17 protein-coding genes and 4 pseudogenes are annotated in these 18193 nt (G+C 59.4%); 7 read left to right on the top strand and 14 right to left on the bottom strand.

Annotation, left to right across the window (positions count from 1 at the left end; translation table 11 throughout):
• The 3 genes and pseudogenes from AABF56_RS34915 to AABF56_RS34925 form a co-directional block, all read right to left on the bottom strand.
• A pseudogene (locus AABF56_RS34915) lies at positions 1 to 207 on the bottom strand (IS5/IS1182 family transposase); the annotation flags it as partial.
• Positions 208 to 262: 55 nt separating this feature from the next.
• A pseudogene (locus AABF56_RS34920) lies at positions 263 to 1052 on the bottom strand (IS5 family transposase).
• A 167-nt stretch (positions 1053 to 1219) separates the two neighbouring features.
• A complete protein-coding gene (locus tag AABF56_RS34925) occupies positions 1220 to 2533 on the bottom strand; it encodes an aspartate aminotransferase family protein (RefSeq protein WP_272791964.1) in 1314 nt (437 codons plus the stop codon).
• A gap of 90 nt (positions 2534 to 2623) precedes the next feature.
• On the opposite strand from AABF56_RS34925, the gene AABF56_RS34930 reads away from it, so the two are divergent.
• Both AABF56_RS34930 and AABF56_RS37875 read left to right on the top strand, forming a co-directional pair.
• The gene (locus AABF56_RS34930) at positions 2624 to 3478 is read left to right on the top strand and encodes a LysR family transcriptional regulator (protein WP_272791965.1); all 855 of its coding nucleotides are present in this window, start codon (positions 2624 to 2626) and stop codon (positions 3476 to 3478) included.
• A gap of 165 nt (positions 3479 to 3643) precedes the next feature.
• Positions 3644 to 4425, top strand: a pseudogene (locus AABF56_RS37875) (IS5 family transposase).
• Between the two features lie 355 nt (positions 4426 to 4780).
• On the opposite strand, the gene AABF56_RS34945 reads toward AABF56_RS37875, so the two are convergent.
• The 3 genes from AABF56_RS34945 to AABF56_RS34955 form a co-directional block, all read right to left on the bottom strand.
• Positions 4781 to 5917 (bottom strand): MFS transporter, encoded by a 1137-nt coding sequence (locus AABF56_RS34945; protein ID WP_272791967.1) that lies wholly within the window; start codon positions 5915 to 5917, stop codon positions 4781 to 4783.
• On the bottom strand, positions 5914 to 6438 hold the full coding sequence (locus tag AABF56_RS34950; protein ID WP_272791968.1) for a TetR/AcrR family transcriptional regulator: 525 nt from the start codon (positions 6436 to 6438) through the stop codon (positions 5914 to 5916). The genes AABF56_RS34945 and AABF56_RS34950 overlap by 4 nt, the downstream gene beginning before the upstream one ends.
• 91 nt (positions 6439 to 6529) lie before the next feature.
• Positions 6530 to 7456 (bottom strand): NmrA/HSCARG family protein, encoded by a 927-nt coding sequence (locus AABF56_RS34955; RefSeq protein ID WP_272791969.1) that lies wholly within the window; start codon positions 7454 to 7456, stop codon positions 6530 to 6532.
• A gap of 110 nt (positions 7457 to 7566) precedes the next feature.
• Here AABF56_RS34955 and AABF56_RS34960 point away from each other — a divergent pair, with 110 nt between their 5' ends.
• A complete protein-coding gene (locus tag AABF56_RS34960; RefSeq protein WP_272791970.1) occupies positions 7567 to 7947 on the top strand; it encodes a winged helix-turn-helix transcriptional regulator in 381 nt (126 codons plus the stop codon).
• A 14-nt stretch (positions 7948 to 7961) separates the two neighbouring features.
• Here AABF56_RS34960 and AABF56_RS34965 read toward each other — a convergent pair whose 3' ends face one another.
• Entirely contained in the window at positions 7962 to 8684 is a 723-nt protein-coding gene (locus AABF56_RS34965; protein ID WP_272791971.1) for a helix-turn-helix transcriptional regulator, read from the bottom strand.
• A 90-nt stretch (positions 8685 to 8774) separates the two neighbouring features.
• On the opposite strand from AABF56_RS34965, the gene AABF56_RS34970 reads away from it, so the two are divergent.
• A complete protein-coding gene (locus AABF56_RS34970; protein WP_272791994.1) occupies positions 8775 to 9176 on the top strand; it encodes a VOC family protein in 402 nt (133 codons plus the stop codon).
• 156 nt (positions 9177 to 9332) lie between these two features.
• On the opposite strand, the gene AABF56_RS34975 is transcribed toward AABF56_RS34970, so the two are convergent.
• Complete coding sequence (locus AABF56_RS34975) at positions 9333 to 10373, bottom strand: AraC family transcriptional regulator (RefSeq protein WP_272791972.1); 1041 nt, start codon at positions 10371 to 10373, stop codon at positions 9333 to 9335.
• A 40-nt stretch (positions 10374 to 10413) separates the two neighbouring features.
• Here AABF56_RS34975 and AABF56_RS34980 point away from each other — a divergent pair, with 40 nt between their 5' ends.
• The 3 genes from AABF56_RS34980 (at position 10414) to AABF56_RS34990 (ending at position 13311) form a co-directional block, all read left to right on the top strand.
• A complete protein-coding gene (locus AABF56_RS34980; protein ID WP_272791973.1) occupies positions 10414 to 11367 on the top strand; it encodes an MFS transporter in 954 nt (317 codons plus the stop codon).
• 227 nt (positions 11368 to 11594) lie between these two features.
• Positions 11595 to 12611, top strand: coding sequence for an SMP-30/gluconolactonase/LRE family protein (locus AABF56_RS34985; protein WP_272809234.1), 1017 nt, complete (start codon positions 11595 to 11597; stop codon positions 12609 to 12611).
• A gap of 301 nt (positions 12612 to 12912) precedes the next feature.
• Positions 12913 to 13311 carry a VOC family protein gene (locus AABF56_RS34990; RefSeq protein ID WP_272791975.1) on the top strand — a complete coding sequence of 133 codons (399 nt, stop codon included), beginning with the start codon at positions 12913 to 12915 and terminating at the stop codon, positions 13309 to 13311.
• A gap of 56 nt (positions 13312 to 13367) precedes the next feature.
• Here the strand turns inward: AABF56_RS34990 and AABF56_RS34995 are convergent, their stop codons facing one another.
• From AABF56_RS34995 to AABF56_RS35015, 6 genes and pseudogenes are all read right to left on the bottom strand, one after another.
• Entirely contained in the window at positions 13368 to 13817 is a 450-nt protein-coding gene (locus AABF56_RS34995) for an Rrf2 family transcriptional regulator (protein ID WP_272791976.1), read from the bottom strand.
• Positions 13818 to 13908: 91 nt separating this feature from the next.
• Positions 13909 to 14430 (bottom strand): annotated as a pseudogene (locus tag AABF56_RS37880) (aldehyde dehydrogenase family protein); the annotation flags it as partial.
• Between the two features lie 406 nt (positions 14431 to 14836).
• Complete coding sequence (gene trbI / locus AABF56_RS35000; RefSeq protein WP_272791977.1) at positions 14837 to 16153, bottom strand: IncP-type conjugal transfer protein TrbI; 1317 nt, start codon at positions 16151 to 16153, stop codon at positions 14837 to 14839.
• Positions 16154 to 16164: 11 nt separating this feature from the next.
• Entirely contained in the window at positions 16165 to 16635 is a 471-nt protein-coding gene (gene trbH / locus AABF56_RS35005) for a conjugal transfer protein TrbH (RefSeq protein ID WP_272791978.1), read from the bottom strand.
• Positions 16635 to 17489, bottom strand: coding sequence for a P-type conjugative transfer protein TrbG (trbG, locus tag AABF56_RS35010; RefSeq protein WP_272791979.1), 855 nt, complete (start codon positions 17487 to 17489; stop codon positions 16635 to 16637). Before trbG ends, trbH begins: the two co-directional genes overlap by 1 nt.
• Positions 17490 to 17505: 16 nt before the next feature.
• Positions 17506 to 18183 (bottom strand): conjugal transfer protein TrbF, encoded by a 678-nt coding sequence (locus AABF56_RS35015; protein WP_272791980.1) that lies wholly within the window; start codon positions 18181 to 18183, stop codon positions 17506 to 17508.
• Positions 18184 to 18193: the final 10 nt, after the last annotated feature.

An 18193-nucleotide genomic window follows, 5' to 3' on the forward strand; every position in this document is an offset into this window, starting at 1 on the left:
GATCACGCGGATATTGTGGCCGCAGGCGCAGACGACAGCGAAGATCGCATCGCAGATGCGGCCCTCCCGCGAGCATCTGGCAAGGCTACCGTCGCTTTTCATGTGCCCGATCTCCGGCTCGATGGCGCTTCTTCACCTCGGTGCTTTGCTAGGAGCGGGGTGATGCCACGTCTTGTGCCCGCTGATCAGGATCTTGGTGGTCTCCACGGGCTCTGTTGCGAAAATCAGTTGGCGACCGCAGTTCCCCTTTCGCCGGACACACTTACCCCATTGCCACAGTGACCTGGATGCCGAGGGCCGTGAAGCGGTTCATGGCCGCCGCGCGGATCTGGACCTCGGCAAATGGCGGTCGGAGTCCCGCGACATCAGCCGCAGGCCGAGCTGCTTCATGCGGTTCATTTTCGTCTCCGCCCTGCTGCGGCGGTGATACCCGCTCCAGTTCCGCCAGAGCGCCCGGCCAAAGTGTTTCGAGGCCCGCAGGCTCTCGTTGCGTGCCCGGGCCCCGGGCGTGTCTGGCTTCCATGGCCTCGCATTCCGTCTCGGCGGAATGACCGCCGCTGCAATGTGGGCGGCGATAGCGTCATGGCAGGCCCGCGTGTCGTAGGCACCGTCGGCCGTAACCGTGGCGATCTCCTCGTCCTCTGGGATCTGGGCATGCAGGTCCGGCAGCATCGGAGCATCGCAGACATGGCTCGAAGTGACTTCCACCGCCCGGATCTCGAGCGTTCTTCTTCGATACCGAGATGGATCTTGCGCCAAACCCTTCGTTTCGAGAGGTCCGGCACGGGCCAGCGGAGCCCCGAAAGTTCCAGAAGGCTTGCCACGAAGCAGGTGGCATGGCGGAGCGGCAGGCCGAAGAGAACCTTGATGATCAGGCAGGCCTGGATCGCAGCGTCGCTGTAGGCGTGCTGACGGCCACGCCGCCCTGACGGCGCTGCTTCCCACTGCATCAAGGGGTCGAACCAGACGGTCAAAGATCCGCGCTGCCTCAGCGCCTGGTTATATGCGTGCCAGTGGGTGGTCTGGTAGGTCAGCTTCGGCGGTCTGCTCATGCCATTCGGCTATTACATTGGATTCCCAAAGTGAATCTCAAGCCTTCTTTGTGCAACAAGGTCCTCCCATTATCTTCTGTTGCGCAGCGTGTTCCGAAATAAGTCTTTAGGTGGAGAATGATCCCGCGTGTTATTCGTTGCTGCTAGCCCCGCCATCTTACGGCGCATCAGCTCTGGATTATGGCGCATTCTATGGCGCTGGATAGAATACTGATTGCCATGTCAATTTCTTTGTCACTCGACGTCAGCGGGGGAGCAATGCGGAACACCGCGCCCATCGCGGGGACCTTTACAATATTCATGCTTAAGCCCCGCTCCATGGCCGCTGCGGCAATGCGGTCAGCCATAGCGAGATCCGGCTGCGTGCTGTTTCGATCCGTCACTATTTCGAGACCAATCAGCAATCCCCTTCCCCGCACGTCGCCGATGCAATCATACTTCTGCTGTAGCGCGAGCAGACCGTGCCGCAGCCGTTCACCGGCTTCCCTTGCCCGCCCGACCAATCCATCGCGTTCCACCACATCCAGCACGGCGAGCCCCACCGCGGCCGGCAGGGGGTCGGAAACATGCGTCGTCAGAAAGATGAAACCGCGTTCATGAGCCGCCTCCTCAATCTTGCGGCTTGTCATCACCGCTGAGAGCGGCAGACCGGCACCGAGGGTCTTGGACAATGTCAAGATGTCCGGTGTCACCCCGTCACGCTGGAAGGCAAACATCGTTCCGGTGCGCCCGATCCCGGTCTGCGCTTCATCGAGGATAAGTAACATGTCACGCTCCTCGCATTTGCGCTTGAGCGCAGCGAGGTACCCCTGGGGCAATTCGATGATTCCGCCGGAAGACAGGATCGGTTCCGCAATGAAAGCTGCAAGGCTGCCCGTCGATTGCGCATCAATCAGCGCGAAAGCATCGTCCAGCTCGCTTTGCCAATCGAGGCTCCCATCGGCATGCCGGAAGCGAGGGCGATAAGCCTGCGGCGCGGGGATTGCAAACGATCCAACCGCCGCCGGGCCGTAGCCCTTGCGCGCGGCACTGTAAGTCGCTGAAGCAGCACTTCCCGTCATACCGTGCCAGCTCTTGGAGAACGCGACAATTTCGTGCTTGCCGGTAACACATTTTGCAAGGCGTATCGCGGCTTCGTTCGCTTCGCCGCCAGTCGAAAGCAACATCGCTTTTTCGAGCCCCGGGACCATCCGACCAAGCCGGGCGCAGAGATCGACGACAGGAGACGACAGCATGCCGCTGAAGAGGTGATCAAGCCGGCCGATCTGATCGCGAACGACACGAACCACATCGGGATGCGAATGACCCAGGAGCGAACTCATCTGCCCCGAGGTGAAGTCAAGGATTGCCGCGCCGTCTGTGTCGTAGACAAAGCTGCCTTCGGCACGCTGGATGATCCGCCGCTCGAACACTGGCCCGTAGCGCATGACATGGTCCGAGACATCTGACCAGAAAGAGTTTTTTCCGACGGTATCAGGCATAGCGGTCTCCCTTGCGTTTCGAAGAAGGTATCGCCGATAACCAATCAAGGATAATTAATTCCTCTGCATACAGAATCAAGGAAAACTCATATGAAGCCGAATCTTGACATCGCTCTGTTGCGTAGTTTCGTCGTCGTATCGCGTGTCGGATCAATCCGCGCTGCCGCTGGACGCATCGGGCGCACTCAGTCGGCTATAAGTCTACAGATCAAGCGGCTAGAAGAGATTGTCGGAGAAAGGCTTTTCCACCGCATGGGATCCGGTGTGGCGCTTACTGGCGCCGGCGAGCGCTTCTTCCCCGGGGCAGAGCGAATACTTGCTGTTCATGATGAAACCATAGAAGCCATTCGCTCCGAGAGCGTAACGGGATCGCTTGTCTTCGGATGCCCGGAAGACTATCTCACGGCCTTTTTCCCTGACCTCCTGCGACGCTACGGGGCCAAGTATCCGGGTGTCGAGATAGAGATCGTTTGCGCCCCAACTGTCGAACTCTATCCGCTTCTGCAAAGTCGCCGGATTGATCTGGCGCTTGTTTCTGTTTCTGCTTCGGCGCCGCCCCGAGATATTATTCGATACGAACCGCTGGTCTGGATAGCTTCCGAAAAGGCGCCTGCCCTGCTCAGCGAACCGGTTTTGCCGCTGGCCCTTTCGGGCTCGGAAACAATCGACCACCAAGAGGCGCGAAGAGCGATGGATGCTCTCGGCATCAACTACCGGGTCACCCATGCCAGCAACGGCTTGGCCGGTGTCCTAACGATCGCGCGATCAGGCCTTGCTATAAGCGTGGTAACTCGCGCGGCGGTTCCCCCAGACCTGGCAATTGTCGCAAAAGGTCTGCCACACCTTCCAGAAATAGGCGTCAGCCTTATTTATGCCTCAGCAAAGCCGACGCGTGCAGTACAATCATTCGGGGCTTTTATTTTATCCAGCCTCAAATCGGCATAGCGGCGTGCATCCGATCGCACGACTATCTATTATTTATCGTCAGGGGCGCGACGTCACCGAGCCCGAAAGTACAGAATCGAGTCCCACGAATGCTAGGTCGTGTTGACAAAGTGGATTCCCAAATCAGCGGAAGCGTGATTCAAGACTGCCTTTTAGGAGGCAGTCTTGGCGCGCGGCGACCTGACGGATATGGAATGGCGGATCATTGAGGGGCTGTTGCCCAGCGAACGCGGTAGGAAGTCCCGACCCTCGCACGATAATCGGCAGTATCTGAACGGCATGCTGCATGTTCTCCGGGTCGGCTGCCCATGGCGCGACATGCATGAGCGCTACGGGAAGTGGAACTCCGTCTATGTGCGCTTCCGCCGTTGGGCCGAACAGGGCGTTTGGGACGCTCTGCTTGAGACCCTCGTTGAACTGGGGCTGACGGATGACTGGCAGCACATGATCGACAGCACCACGGTTCGCGGCCATTCGCAGGCTGCGGGCGCTAAAGGGGGACTTATCAGGAGGCTTTTGGTCGATCACGCGGCGGCTTTACGACGAAAATCCACGCCCGAGCAGACGGTCAGGGACGCCCTCTTGGCTTCGTCCTGACGGGCGGAGAGGCTTCGGACTATAACGCCGTTCCTGACTTGTTGGCTATACCGGTCGGCAAACCGAGACTGTTCCTTGCAGACAAGGGCTACGACGGTGATTTCCTGCGTGAAGAACTCCTGATCCACGGCATCAGGCCGGTCATTCCGCCGAAGGCCAACCGGAAGAACCCGCCTGCCTGCGACTTCCGGGCCTATAAGGATCGAAACCGCATCGAGCGGATGTTCAACCGCCTCAAGCAGTTCCGTCGCGTCGCGACCCGATACTACAAGACCCGAAAATCCTTCTCAGCATTCCTCGCCCTGGCCGCCGCAAAGATATGGCTGCCATACTTTGTCAACAGGACCTAGATGGGCCCCGCCCTACACCGGGCTCCCGGGCGGTCAGGCGTTTCAGGCGGGTATTGATGGTTAACGCGCTCATGCGTCTTGGTCACGCCACGGAGTGTCATTTCGTCCAGCGGCTTGCTCGCACGTCAGAGCGCACCCTGCCCCTGGTTGCCTCGAGGGTTGCGCTGCTCGCATCTTGAGCGCGAAACGGTCTGTCATCGTGTACAACGACGGGGCACTTTGCCTTAGCAGGCCGCGCTTCTGTATTCGGACAGGCTCAGCGCCGTTGCGGCAATCGGCGTGCCGCTCATGGGCCAACCCCCACTTCAGTCGACGCAAGTTTGTCTCCTGCACGGACATGCCCTCGTTCAACGCTCTATTTTCGGGAGGAGGGTGTAGCCGAACCGGCTTGAAATAGCCCCGCCAGAAGAGCGATGATGGCAAAACAGGCTACCGCCGTTCCGGCTCCATAACCTGCCATCACAATACCGAATACCGGCGCGCCGACGGTTTGGCCGACGGCGATGGTCAGGAATCCGATCGTCAGCCCGATCGCAGGCCGGTCGGGCAAGGCACGCACGCCCCAGATCAGATAGACACCTGTCAGCATCATATAGGCAGCGCCAAAAAGCGCTCCGCCGATCAGCGCAAAAGCGGGGCCTGCGACATTGGACCCGGCTGCGAGGACGCCACCTGCTATGAGCCACAGAAAGGTCCGATGGACCCGATCGAGGCCGAAGCGGGCGACCAGGTGACCGGCCAAGGCGCCGGTGACGCCGCCCGCACCGATTGCGCTCCACAGGGCGGCGGCTCCCGTCAGTCCCCAGTTCAACCTCTGCGATACAAGCTCGCCGCCAAAGGACCAGAGCGCGGTGCTCGCCGCCCCCATCAGGAAAGAGGCGAGGACAAGATGCAGCACAGCGCCAGTCATTGGTGGCAGACCACCCACGCCACTAGCTTTGCGTGCGCATGGCAGCGATAGTGCAGCGGCGATTGCGAAAACCGCGGCAATAAAGGCAAATACACCGAAGGCCAGCCGCCATTGCCCGGAGATTGCCAGGGTAATCGGCGCCGAGAGGACCACGCCGGCACTTGTCCCCGCATTGATGGCGGTGTTGGTTATGTCCTGCCGGTTTTTCCGGACGGCAGCCGCAACGGCCGCAGCCATTGGCGGTGAGGCAAGGCCGGTGCTTGACCCGGCCACCACGACGGCAACGGCCAGAACAAGTGGGTTCGGAGCGAGTGCGATGCCCGCCATGCCGAGAGCGGCAACCACGCCTGCCGCTGTGGCGACCGCACGGGCGCCAATCCACTCGGTTAAGGCGGCGGAGGTGATGATGGCGATGCAGTAGGCGGCAAAAGCGCCACCGGAGATCAGGCCGCTGAGAGCGGGGCCAAGGCTCAGTTCGGCATTGATTTGCGGCAGGAACAGGCCAAGGGCAAAACGGGCAAAGCCATAGCAGACCGCGATCAGACCGAAGCCCACGGCGCCGACAAGAACAGCAGGGTTCATTGACGCGCCGCCTCCAGCAAAACAGCGGCCGCCGACCGGGCAGCGGACACAGCATCATTCCCGCGATAAACCGCGGCATGGGTCGCCCCTTCGAAGAGGATGAGCACCTGATCGGCCAGGGACGGATCGGCGTGGCTAAGCTCGGCGGAGACAATATCGCCAATCCGTTGCCGGAATGCCGCCTTGTGCGCAGCGACCGCCTCATAGATTTCCGGTATGTTACCGCCGGTCTCTGCCAGGGCGCGAAGGAACAGGCAACCCCGCATCCCCTCGCTCCGGATCCAGTCCGCAAGGGCGGTAAAGAGCGCATCCACGCTCTCCACCTTCATCCGGGCCATGAACCGCCGGTCACGTTCCGCAAGCACTCGCGCCATGAGCTGGGCCTTGCTGCCGGCATGTTTGTAGAGCGTCCGGCTCGACATGCCCGCTGCCGCCGTCAGCAGGTCCACCCCGGTCCCCACATAACCATGGCGGTCGAAAAGCTGTTCGGCGGCGACGGTGAGCCTAGTCGTTAGGTCCATGATCATCTTCCTCGTGAAACGGAGGAAGATGTAAAACGTTCGTTTTACTTATTCAAGTCCAGGTAGGCAAAAAGCAATGAAATCAGCGTCCTCATTGCCCCGCCCCGGTACTGCCGCCGGATGTCGCCGCAGCGGTACCGGTGTTCCGCAAGGCGGCACCGAGCGCCGCGCGACCGCTTCCCGCAAGCCAGGACCGGAACGAAAGTAGGTCGGGATTAAGTTCGCGCATGAAGTCGAGGTCGACGTGTTCTGCAAGGGGGCCGTTTTCAAGACTCGATGCCATCTGCGCCAGATCGGCATTGGCGGCCAATACCTCTTCGGGAAACCGGGCATAGGCGATAGGCCTGCCTGCAACCTCGGTGAACGCGTCGGCCAGCTCCTGGCCAGTGACCCTGTCGCCGGCGATTTTCATCGCTACGCCTGCAAACGGGGCCTCGTTCGCGAAAAGCGCAGCGACAATCTTGCCGATATCTTCCACGGCGATGAGCTGCATCGCTTGATCGGGACGGATCAGCGACACGAGCCGCCCTTCCTCCAGTCCGAAACCGGGCCGGACCAGCATTTCCATGAAGATCATCGGCCGGACAATGGTTGCAGTAAGCGGCAGATCACGAATATGGGCCTCGATACGCGGTTTGGCGTCGAAGCGCGGAACGCCGGTCAGTTTCTCTCCCACGCTTGCACCCGAAGAATAGACGAAATGGTCGACCCGGCTCTTTGCGGCAAGGTTGGCGATGGCTTTCCCGTATCGGACCTCGTCTTCCGCCGACAGGGTGCCGGGCAGCACGCTGAACACGCCACGGACGCCCTTCATTGCGGCCTCGATTGTCGCGGTTTCTTCGAATGAACCGCGCATGAGCTCGGCGCCCGCCTGCCGCAAGGCAATCGCGGCCGGTTTGGAAGGATCGGAGACAAAGGCACGGACGGGCCATCCGGCCTTCAGCAATGCCCTGGCAACCGATCCGCCCTGCCGCCCGGTGGCGCCGAAAACCAGAATAAAACGTTGATCATCTGTCATGGGTTACCCTCGCGTTGAACAAGGGCTATCCATATATACGGTATTCGCTAGGCCGGAAGACGGCACATTTCTGAGCCCCAGGCACAAGAATGTAGCTTACGGAGACAATATTGATCGAGAAAACCGAGGATGGCCGCTCCTTCAGGCCATATCCATCCAATGGCATTTGCGCGAAACTGGGCGATAAATGGACCGCGCAGGTGCTTTGGCAGCTGTCGCGCGCCAGCGGACAAAGGCTGCGCTACTCCGCGCTCAAATCCGGGATCGAGGGAATCACCCAGCGTATGCTGACACTGACTCTGCGCAATCTCGAGCGGGATGGTCTGGTGAACCGCCATTCCTTTCACGAGGTGCCGCCACGCGTCGAATATGAATTGACCGATATGGGCGCGGAGTTGTTACGGGCGTTGGAAAGCGTCAACGCCTGGATATGGGATAATCTGCCGCGCGTCGAGGAAAGCAGGCGAAACTACGATCATGCCGTAAGCTGACTATGCGGTTGCAGTCACTCGGATTCGCTGCCCTGCACAGAATTAAGATCGGACATGACGCGTTCCCTTGTCTTCTGCCATAGCTCAAGCAGTTCGCGGCGACGCCGTGGCGGTTTACGTTCCAGCACCCTGATTCCGAACATGCGCTCCGCGCGGAAATGGCGGATGGCATCGCGCCTTTCGCACCAGGCGATCAACAGGCAATGCGTATCGTCATAGCCGAGAAGGATCGGCCAGACGCTACGCTGGCTGACCGTGCCTTCCAGAGAGCGGTAACTGAAGGCCAGCACCCGTCCCCGCCGAAGCGCGTCGCGCACCAATGTCGTATCCGGCCTCTCCTGCGACACGGGATCGAGGGGACGTATGCCCAGTGTCGGCTGCTCCAGCACGAAACGGCTGCATTCAGGCAAGGCAAACCGGATCTTTGACAAGACATCCTGCGCCAGCCGGGCAAGCGCCCGATCGGGATGCCTGGCAACCCATTGCGCGCCAAGCGCAAACGCCTCGGCCTCTTCCGGGCTCAGCGCCAGCGGCGGCATCTCATAGTCGTCAGCCAGCACATATCCAAGACCCGCCTCGCCCTGGATCGGAACCCTCTGGCCAATCAGTTCGGCAATATCCCGGTAGACCGTGCGCCGGGACACTTCGATCTCTGCCGCAATCGCCGCAGCCGTGACCGGCCGCGATGTGCGGCGTAGGATTTGAATGATCTGAAAAAGGCGGTCGGCGCTGCGCATTCTGGACTCCTGTTGCCACAATGCTGGCATCAGCACTCATTCACAAGGCTTCTTCTCCGATCGTCGATCGGTTCCAGACAGGAAACTAAGATAAAACTCGCCTCTCTTCTCCTCACCGCGCAGGACATCAACGGCCTCGTCGCCTTATATGAAATGGTCACGGGTCTGAAGTCCAAATGGCTGGCGCCCGTCTTTGCCGAAATCGTGACGCCAACGGCAGCGCCGACACCGGTGCTTTTTATAGAAGAGACAGCGGAGCCCGCCGTGAACCGCTCCGCCATTATCGAACTGCAGGTTGCCTATCTGGATGCCGAGTTTGACGGGTTGAAAGGACTCGTTGAGGCCGTCCATCCGCCGAAGCTGCTGCCCTGGGGCAACCGAACCGTCCAGCTACGCGAACCGGAAGGAACGCTTATCAGTCTCCGTATGCCGGTAACCGATAAGAGAAAATGCTTGCGGATTAGGAATGTCTTCGGTTTCAGAGTGTGTTGATTTCCACTGAGAGCTGACCCGGCGCAGCCTGATAGGTCAGCTCTCAGTGGAAATCAACACAGAGTGTATCTGCCCGGTCTGACGGTTTGTTTCACGCAGCCCGGATTTCGCGCTCTATTGGGGGTTTCAGGCAATGATGCCCCACCGATTAAACCATCAGCCCTCCCCATGGACGGGAACAGGCGGAAGAACTGCCTGACTGCGCATTTTGCCCGGTGGCTGGCCGGTCGCGCGTTTGAAAGCACGGGCGAAAGCAGCCTGCGATCCATAGCCGAGGCGATCGGCGACAATGCTGATCGGCATGCCATCGCGCGCGATCCACTTCGACGCCTTCTGCATGCGGAGCGCCGTGACATACTTCTGCGGCGAGCTCCCCGTTACCGAAGCGAAACGCTCTGCGAAAGCGGATCGTGAAGCACCCATCATTTGCGCCATCTCCATGACCGTCCAGGCACGTTCTGGATCGCGATGTAATGCGGCAATCACGCGCCCGACACGTGGGTCACGCAACGCCTCGACCCAGCCTCGGGCCTGACCACAACCGCATTCGATCCATCCACGTACGATGGAGGCTGCCACGACATCCGCCAATCGTGCGAGAATGCCCGCAGAACCGGCTCGTGGCTGCGCCATCTCCCGTTCCATTGCCGCAAGCAGTGGCAGGATCTCCGGTTGCCTGTCGAGCAAAGTGGCCACTGGCATGATTGCCGGCATGAGTTCGACCAGCGGATGAAGTGTGTCGAGATCGAATTCGATCTCACCGGTGAAGACATTGGTGTCCGTGGGGCTGCATACTCCATCCGGGCAGGTAAGAACATCATAGACCCCAAGGCAGAGCGGTTCGCTCCGATAGCTGTCGAAATCGCGTGTTTTCTCGCCCTCCGCCGAAACTAGCCGATGCGCCCGTCCAGTTGGGATCAGGACCGCATGGCCACCATGGAGCCAGAGCGCGTCATGGCCGACAACCTCGAGGCGAACATCCCCGCGTGCCACGAAGTGAAATCGTGCTGCTCGCCCGTCGCCAAAATGAATACCGAACGGGGGCGCAAGACGCAGCCGTCCGTAGCGCGCGCCACGCAGCCGCATCCCAATGAGAAGCTCGCTGAGGATATCGGAGCCAGAATGGCCATCAGAAAATTTGGCGTTTCGATCAAACATTCTGGAATTTTTGGCATAGATTGGCCAGCCACTCCACATCTATTTTTTGCGCGAGAAGTGACAACTCAGTGGAATTGCGATGCTATCCAAGGATAGTCAGCTTAGCGAATATCACAGCTCGTCGGCAAGGTCAGCTGCAGTAACCTCTATGGCCGTTGGAGCCTTCGGTCTGGTCGGATCCGAATTCCTGCCAACCAGCCTGCTGACAACAATGGCCGCAGATCTTAACGACAGCGAAGGGGCGGTCGGACAGGCCGTCACGGCAACTGCGGTTCCGGCACTCATCGCGAGCCTGTTGGTAACGTTCTTGACGCGTAACCTCGACCGCAAAAACGTGATCATCTGCTTTTCGCTGCTGCTGATCATCTTAAATGTCATTGTCGCCTTGTCTCCGTCCATTTGGATGGTCTTGGCAGGCCGCGTCTTTCTCGGGCTTGCACTCGGCGGCTTCTGGACGCTCTCCCTCGCCATAACAGGGCGTCTGGTAAGAGAAGAGTATACCGCCCGCGCCTTATCGATCGTGATGTTCGGCATTTCTGCGGCGACAGTTTTAGCACCGCCCGCGGGGAGTTTCTTGGGTGATCTGATCGGCTGGCGAGGTGTCTTTTTAGTGAGCGCCTGTCTTGGAGGGCTCGCCCTCGTCGGCCAGATCGTCGCCCTGCCACGGCTTCCCCCTCAGGGCCCATCACACCTGGTAGTCCTGGTCGCAGTTGCCAGACGGCCCGGAATCGCTGCAGCGCTGGTATCAGTATTGCTGATCTTCACGGGGCATTTCGCTTTCTTCACCTATATCCGGCCATTCCTAGAAATGGTCACGCATCTGGGTGGGGAAGGAATTTCAACGTTTCTTCTCGGGTTTGGCATGGCGACCTTCGCAGCCAACTATCTGGGTGCCTACCTATTCGAAAAGTCTATGCGGCCAAAGCTTGCCGCAATGCCGTGCACTATGGGTATTCTGGCACTTTTTCTTTTAGAATTCGGGCGCAGTTTCATCATCACCGGCCGTCTTTTGACGTTGTGGGGGTCGCTTTAGGAACCGTTCCCGTTGCCTGGTCAGCGTGGTTTTCCCGCGCTGCTCCTGACGAGGCCGAAACCGCGAGCGGGCTTTTTCTTATGGCCGGAGCCTTCGTGGTCACTTTGCGAGTGCCGGGTTTAGCCAGCGAGGCCCCACCAAACAAAGGCCGGGCCGGCACATCACAGCCATAATAAATTGTCCAGAACAGACCTTCGTTCAATTAATCAATCACAGGAGCACAAAGAGTGAAGAACACGATCGCAGCCGCGTTTTTGGTACTCTGTACAATTGGCTCGACAGCTCGTGCCGAAGTCCCTTTGGCTCGGGGGTCGATCATCGCACCCGATGCCACTTTGGAAACTGTATATGCCGACGGTGTCTGGCTGGAAGGGCCAGTCCAGGCACCCGATGGCCACCTCTACTTCAGCGACGTAACGATTTCCTTCTACAGCGGAATGCAGGATGGCTCGATCCTGTCCCTTGACCCGGAAAACGGTAAGACTACGATCCTGCGCAGCCCTTCCGGCATGGCAAACGGGCTGGCGATCGGGCCGGATGGCGCGCTTCTCGTGGCAGCGGGAGCGGATTTTGGCTGCCGATGCGTCATGCGCACCGATGCCCGGACCGGAAAGACAACCATCATTGCGGGCACGTATGAAGGACTTCCCTTCAACGCACCTAACGATCTGGTGGTTACTTCAAACGGAACAATATATTTTAGCGATACGCGCTACTTTGGGCACGAGCCAATTACGCAGCCTGTCTTCGGCATCTACCGGATCTCTCCAAACGGAAAAGTCGATCTGGTCATCACAGACGCAGCAAGCCCGAATGGCTTGGCTCTTTCTCCGGATGAACGCACTCTATATGTCGCCGAGAACGATATCGGAACACATGACATCGGGCTTGATCGGCCGGCGCGCCAGGGGGGGATGGACATCCTTGCCTATAGCTTGGACGACAGTGGCATGCCGCAGAACCGGCGCGTGTTTGTCGCATCAAACGGCGCCCGCGGCGCCGACGGCTTGACCACGGATGCTGCGGGGAATGTCTACGCTACGATCCAGCAGCCGGACCGTCAGGGTATCTATATCTACGCACCCAGCGGCGAGCTTCTCGCGACGATCCCAACGCCGACAATGCCAACCAATGTCGCGTTAGCCGAATCCGGAACAACGACATACCTCTATGTCACCGGCGGCCGCTTTCTCTATCGCATTAAGACGCTCACCCAACTTAGAACGACTGAATACCGGCCATGAAAGATTGGAAGGGCGATGTGACATGGATTTCTCCCAGAGTATGATTCGACGGCCCAAGGTCACGATCAAATAGCCTGTCAACTTAGCATGTCTTTTCCACTATATGCATGTCACCCACGTGCAAGCATAGCAATTACGATCTCCTGCCGTCACCGACCGCGATGCAGCGCAGGATTTGTATGATCTGAGAAAGCCGGTTGGCGCAACACATTCTAGACTCCTGTTGCCACAATGCTGGCAGCAGGATGCATTTACAAGGCTCCGTCTTCGATCATCGATCGAGTAAAAACAGGAGACTAAAATGAAATTCGCCTCTCTTCGCCTCATCGCACGGGACATCAACGGCCTTGTCGCCTTTTATGAAATGGTCACCGGCCTGAAGGCCGACTGGCTGGCACCCGTCTTCGCCGAGATCGTGACCCCTTCCGCAACTATCGCCATAGGCAGCGCGGAGACCGTCGCACTATTCCAGGAAGGGACGGCGGAGCCCGGCGCCAATCGCACCGCCATTATCGAGCTGCAGGTGGCCAATCTGGACGCCGAGTTCGAGCGGCTGAAGGATCTGGCGGAAATTGTCCATTTACCGAAGCTCTTGCCCTGGGGTAACCAGACCTTCCAGATACGCGACCCGGAAGGAACTTTGGTCAGCCTCTACATGCCGGTGACTGAAGCTGCCAAAGCGCGCTTCGGCAACCGCTAATCCAGTTGTCTGTCGCCGTATTCGTTACCTCCGCGCTAGGGCCTGTTTCTCTCATGTTAGGGGGCAGGCAGGCGTTCGCATGCGATGACGTCAGACGATCGGACTGGCAGCAGCAATTGGTCCAGCGTCAACAAACCGAAGCGCTCGACAAAGATCGCTTCGACTTGGTCCATTGTGTTCTTCAGTGCAGCGTTCACCCTACGCTCGACAAGGCAATCGGGATTGTCGGCCCGCATGCCGATTGCAAAGAGAGTTGGTCTTCCAAGCGCCGAATAGACATCAAGCAAAGTGATCTGATCGAGCGACCTGGCGAGCCTCCAGCCACCGCCATGCCCCCTGTCCGACTGTACATGTCCTGCGTTGCGCAATCCCGCCATGGTGCGCCGGAAGACCGCCGGGTTCGTTCCCATACTCCTCGCCAGGAGTTCCGAGGTAACAGGTTCCCTCACCTGCGCCAGGTGCAGCAGGACGTGGAGCACGTCGGAGAGGCGCGTGTCGCGGTTCATGACATGCGCTTTCTGGGGGAGGAGCGCCGCCGCAAGTTTCCACGACTATCTGGAGTGGGAAATTCCACGGTATGATTGCCGCCACCGCCCCTAGCGGCTCTTTGACGGTATAGGTCAGCGTCTCTCCGGGCAACGCGACGGCGCTGGTGGTTCGACCATCGAGCTTGCTCGTCCATCCGGCAGAATATTCGAAGTTCGCGATCGCTCCCGCGACATCGATAGAGCGCGCATCCGATATGGCCTTGCCGACATCGATGGCTTCGAGATGCGCTAGAAAGGCAGCATCGGCCTCCATCGCTTCCGCCAGCCGCAACATGAGCTTTTGGCGCTCGAGAGGCGACAGCCGACCCCATGTTCCATTGAGCGCCTTCCACGAAGAGTGCACCGCCTGATCAACGATCTGCATATCCCCAGCGGCAAGTTCTGTCAGTGTCCTTTGAGTGAAAGGCTCCACGAGATCGATGGGATCCTGACCCGACAGGGTCTCCCGTCCATCTATGAAGTGGCCGATCGGGCGGCTGACGAACGATACCACCTCCGCGGGAACCGAAAATCGCTCGAAATAGTCTTTTACAACTCGATCCATTGGCTTTCCCATCCGATAGCACCCCATCTAACGACGGCATGACGTAACTGAAATGAGAAAATGCCAAACCGACGTTTGACAATGTACCGAGTTATTTCATCGCCCTGGTAGCGGGGCGCCAAGGCTTCGAAGTGTGTCTTTTCACCGACCCCGTTATCCCGCTATCGGTTTGCAATTGAAGGAAATCGAATTTTGGCCGCGCCCCGTTACACGTCGATTGCCCTCTGGCGGTTAGGATCTGCGCGTTTATGATCAAAAAGCGCTTCCCGGTCGATCCGTTCGCCATGCATAGCTATTCTCCCGCACAAATATCAGCACCGTGATCCGGCGCGGTCCCGGTTGCTTAAGAAACGGCCAATCCACGTGTCATGGGTTTCGGCACCCCTATCCCCTCAAATGTGGCGGGACATGCGGTCGATGACAAACGCTAAGATCAATTCCTGTATAAGCTAGGAAAGACTACGTCCTGATCAACCAAGACATTGAACTTGTAGCCCGGCCGGATTTCCAGCGTCGGCTGCACGTTGAGGTTTCGGCTGATGGTTTGTTCGGCTACGCGACCGAAGCTTTCCGCGAAATTCCGCCTTGCCGCATCGGAGGCCGTATCCTGCGTGGCCAGCGTCGAACTTTCGGGTATGGACGCGTCGATCCCGGTTCCGATCAGCGCAATCAGCGCCGCCGAACCAAATGTCCGCCAATAGTGGTTGTTCACCTTGTCGTGGAAGCCACCGTAGCCTTGCGCATCTGTTCCCGCCATGCCTCCGATCTGCAGCGTGGATCCATCAGGGAAGATGATATCCGTCCAGACGACAAGCAAGCGGCTCTGACCGAGCGACACCTTGCTGTCGTAGCGCCCGAAGAGCTTCGTTCCCTGCGGGATCAGCAGGCGATGCCCTGTTGCGCTGTCGTAAACATTCTGACTGACCTGGGCTGTGATACGACCGGGCAGGTCCGAGTTGATGCCTGATATCAGCGTCGCTGGAATGACCGATCCGCGCTTCAGTTCATACGGCGACTGCTGTGGTAAGACACGATTTGGGAGATATCCGAGTTCCTTGAGATCGGCGTTGAAGAAATCCTCCTTGGAGGATTGTCCATTCGGATCGACATTTTGCCCGCCGAGGCCCGTCCGCAACGCGGCTGCATAGAGATCCGAGGTGCCGCCGGTGGTCGTCGATGACGCAGCATTCGTCGTCGTTCCCGCCGAGGTGGCCTGGTCTGCGCTCGCCTCCAGCTTGCTGCGGTCGATGGCGAGTGGTGCGTCATAGGCAGCGTCATTCGCCTGTAGTCGGGCCATGCGCTGACGATGCCGCTCACGCAGATATTGCTCCCTCTGCTCGCGCTCAAGCCGTGCACGCCAGACCTCTTCGTTTTCCAACTCCTGCCCGCGCTGCTGTTCCTCGTTTTGTCCCGGTTGCGGCGTGAAGGGATTGCTTGACTTTTCCTCGGCCTGCTTCGTCTCGACAGATGTCGGCTGAAACGTGGTTTGCTGCTGTGGCTCACCGATGATGCCATCCGTCACACCACGCTTGATCTGGTCGGCGAAGGTTGACGCCGGATTGCCCGAGCTTGTGTCCGGACCGCCGTCCTTGCTGAAATAGAGTCCACGGGACGAGAGCCCATAGAAAATCACGCCAAGGAAAGCGATGACCAGCACGATCACCACGATAATCGGCAGCCGATTGATCCGCTTGATGCCAGATTCCGCTTCGGCATTTGCAGCACTGCCAAGTTGCAAGGATTGGACCATGATGCTTCCCCTTAGCCGCGTCGCATCAGCGAGAGCGCGCTCGCCGGCGCAGCACCGCTTGCCGTAACGGAATAGGCCCGACCGAGCTCGACGCTATCGGTCGAAAGACGCGCCAACACTTGTCCGTCGAAGGGCACGATCACATAGGCGAGTGGGATGATCTTCGTTCCGTCGTCCGTCTTCTGGTCGGTGACGACGGCGTAACCCCAGCCTTTCAGCGCCGCCTCCAGAGCCTGCCCGAAGGGTGAGGTGTCCGCCTTCAGCGCAACCGTCGCCTTGCCGGGTCCGATCTGCTCGGCAAGCCGGCTGACCATATCGCCGGCAATGGCGCTTGCCGCCGGGCCGGAGATCTCGGGTGGTGCGTTGCTCGCTACGAGACCATCGGTCCCGATAGACTGGCATCCGGAGAGGATGGCGAAGGTGCCGGCTGCGGCAAGGGCGCGGATGGGGCGCAACAGGAGATTGTCGGCAAAGGGTCGCATCACCGTCCTCCTCTTCTGATCGTCACCTTCTCCTGTTTCCAGCCAACGCCCGAGACCAGCACCGCGCGATCGACGTGATAATCGACCACCATCATGTCGCCCTTCATCCGGTAGTTGACGATGCGGTTCTGGCCGCCAGATGTGACGAAGAGAACCGGTGCATCCTGGCCGGAGATCGAGCGCGGGAACTGGATGTAGGTTTTCTGGCCATCGGAATAGACCCGTGTCGGCCGCCAGCCGGCTCTGCCTGACACCGAATAGGAGAAGTTGAGCTGCTCGGCAGGAACGCCGGCGCCTGGAATGGTGCTCGCCTCGAGACGGGCATTGATGTCGGCAAGTTTCGCCGAGACATCCTCCGGATACTCGAATCCGACGCGGGCCATGTATTGCGTGGCATGCGACTTGAGCTGGATATGATAGGTCCGCCGCGACGTCGTCACCACCATGGATGTGACGAGACTGGGCTCCGACGGCTTAACGATCAAATGGATTGCCTGACCACCCGCCGCCCCTGACGTGGCCGGTTCGACCTTCCACCGCACGGTATCCCCGACGAGCACATCGCGAACGACCTCGCCGCCCTGAAGCTCGATGTCGCAGACCTGCAGCGGTGAGCAGACGACCGAGGGCTGAACCTCACCATAGAGAAAGATCACCTTGCCGTCGGCTCCCTTGGTCACGAGCCCGCGCGATCCGCGCCACTGGCCGGAGATGCTGACGCCCTTCGCCTCGTTCGCGGTCACGCCATCGGCCGCAAAGACCTCGGGAGGCGCAAGAATGGAGAACGCCAGCGCTGCTGATATGATGGCGCCGGCAGTCAGCATGGCCGAATAGTTCTCAAGACGGATATTCATGTTCGGGCCATGCCTTTCAAAGCTGCGCGGTCCAGTCGAAGTCCCTGACATAGAGACCGATGGGGTTGAGACGGATGACGCCCTCGTCCTGCGGCGGTGTAAGGGTAACCGTGGCGATGCCGCGAAAGCGGCGGGTGGCCGTCTCCTTGCCGCGGCGGTCGCGTTCGAACTCGGTCCAGTCGACCTGATAGGACTGGTTCGACAGAGCGACGATATTGTTGACCTCGATCGCGACGGTAGCAGTCTTCGCCTTCTCGAAGGGCGAATTGGAACGGAACCAGGCATTGACCTTCTCTGTCGCCGGATCCGAGGTCCTGAGGAGGCCGTAGGTTCGGTCGATATATTGCTTTTGCACCACCGCATCCGGCGTCACGCTTCGGAAATTCGAGACGAAGCTGCCGAGCGTGGCGCGCACCACACGCGGGTCGGCATATTCGATCTGCTGTGGGAAGCCGGCACTGGAGGCCGTGCCGAGCTTGTCGACCTCGACGATATAGGGGACGAGCTTGACCTGCGTACTCTGGTAGAGCGCGTAACCGAAGCCGATCACCGCCATGACCATGCCGGTGACGCCAACGATGCGCCACGCCGCGGCCGCCTTCACATAGGAACCATAGCGCTCGTTCCACTCGTTGCGCGCCGCGAGATAGGGATTGGCGATAGGGGAATTCTCTGGCGGATTGCGTCCGGCCATGGGTGATCAT

Source organism: Shinella sp. WSC3-e (assembly GCF_945994535.1).
Taxonomy (GTDB): domain Bacteria; phylum Pseudomonadota; class Alphaproteobacteria; order Rhizobiales; family Rhizobiaceae; genus Shinella; species Shinella yambaruensis.

What these genes read in the sequence shown, in the direction of transcription:
- AABF56_RS35015 (WP_272791980.1), bottom strand. Translation starts at nt 18,183, where the DNA reads ATGGCCGGACGCAATCCGCCAGAGAATTCCCCTATCGCCAATCCCTAT.
- AABF56_RS34930 (WP_272791965.1), top strand. Translation starts at nt 2,624, where the DNA reads ATGAAGCCGAATCTTGACATCGCTCTGTTGCGTAGTTTCGTCGTCGTA.
- AABF56_RS34945 (WP_272791967.1), bottom strand. Translation starts at nt 5,917, where the DNA reads ATGAACCCTGCTGTTCTTGTCGGCGCCGTGGGCTTCGGTCTGATCGCG.
- AABF56_RS34925 (WP_272791964.1), bottom strand. Translation starts at nt 2,533, where the DNA reads ATGCCTGATACCGTCGGAAAAAACTCTTTCTGGTCAGATGTCTCGGAC.
- AABF56_RS34990 (WP_272791975.1), top strand. Translation starts at nt 12,913, where the DNA reads ATGAAATTCGCCTCTCTTCGCCTCATCGCACGGGACATCAACGGCCTT.
- trbI (WP_272791977.1), bottom strand. Translation starts at nt 16,153, where the DNA reads ATGGTCCAATCCTTGCAACTTGGCAGTGCTGCAAATGCCGAAGCGGAA.
- AABF56_RS34980 (WP_272791973.1), top strand. Translation starts at nt 10,414, where the DNA reads ATGCTATCCAAGGATAGTCAGCTTAGCGAATATCACAGCTCGTCGGCA.
- trbH (WP_272791978.1), bottom strand. Translation starts at nt 16,635, where the DNA reads ATGCGACCCTTTGCCGACAATCTCCTGTTGCGCCCCATCCGCGCCCTT.
- AABF56_RS34995 (WP_272791976.1), bottom strand. Translation starts at nt 13,817, where the DNA reads ATGAACCGCGACACGCGCCTCTCCGACGTGCTCCACGTCCTGCTGCAC.
- trbG (WP_272791979.1), bottom strand. Translation starts at nt 17,489, where the DNA reads ATGAATATCCGTCTTGAGAACTATTCGGCCATGCTGACTGCCGGCGCC.
- AABF56_RS34965 (WP_272791971.1), bottom strand. Translation starts at nt 8,684, where the DNA reads ATGCGCAGCGCCGACCGCCTTTTTCAGATCATTCAAATCCTACGCCGC.
- AABF56_RS34955 (WP_272791969.1), bottom strand. Translation starts at nt 7,456, where the DNA reads ATGACAGATGATCAACGTTTTATTCTGGTTTTCGGCGCCACCGGGCGG.
- AABF56_RS34950 (WP_272791968.1), bottom strand. Translation starts at nt 6,438, where the DNA reads ATGGACCTAACGACTAGGCTCACCGTCGCCGCCGAACAGCTTTTCGAC.
- AABF56_RS34975 (WP_272791972.1), bottom strand. Translation starts at nt 10,373, where the DNA reads ATGTGGAGTGGCTGGCCAATCTATGCCAAAAATTCCAGAATGTTTGAT.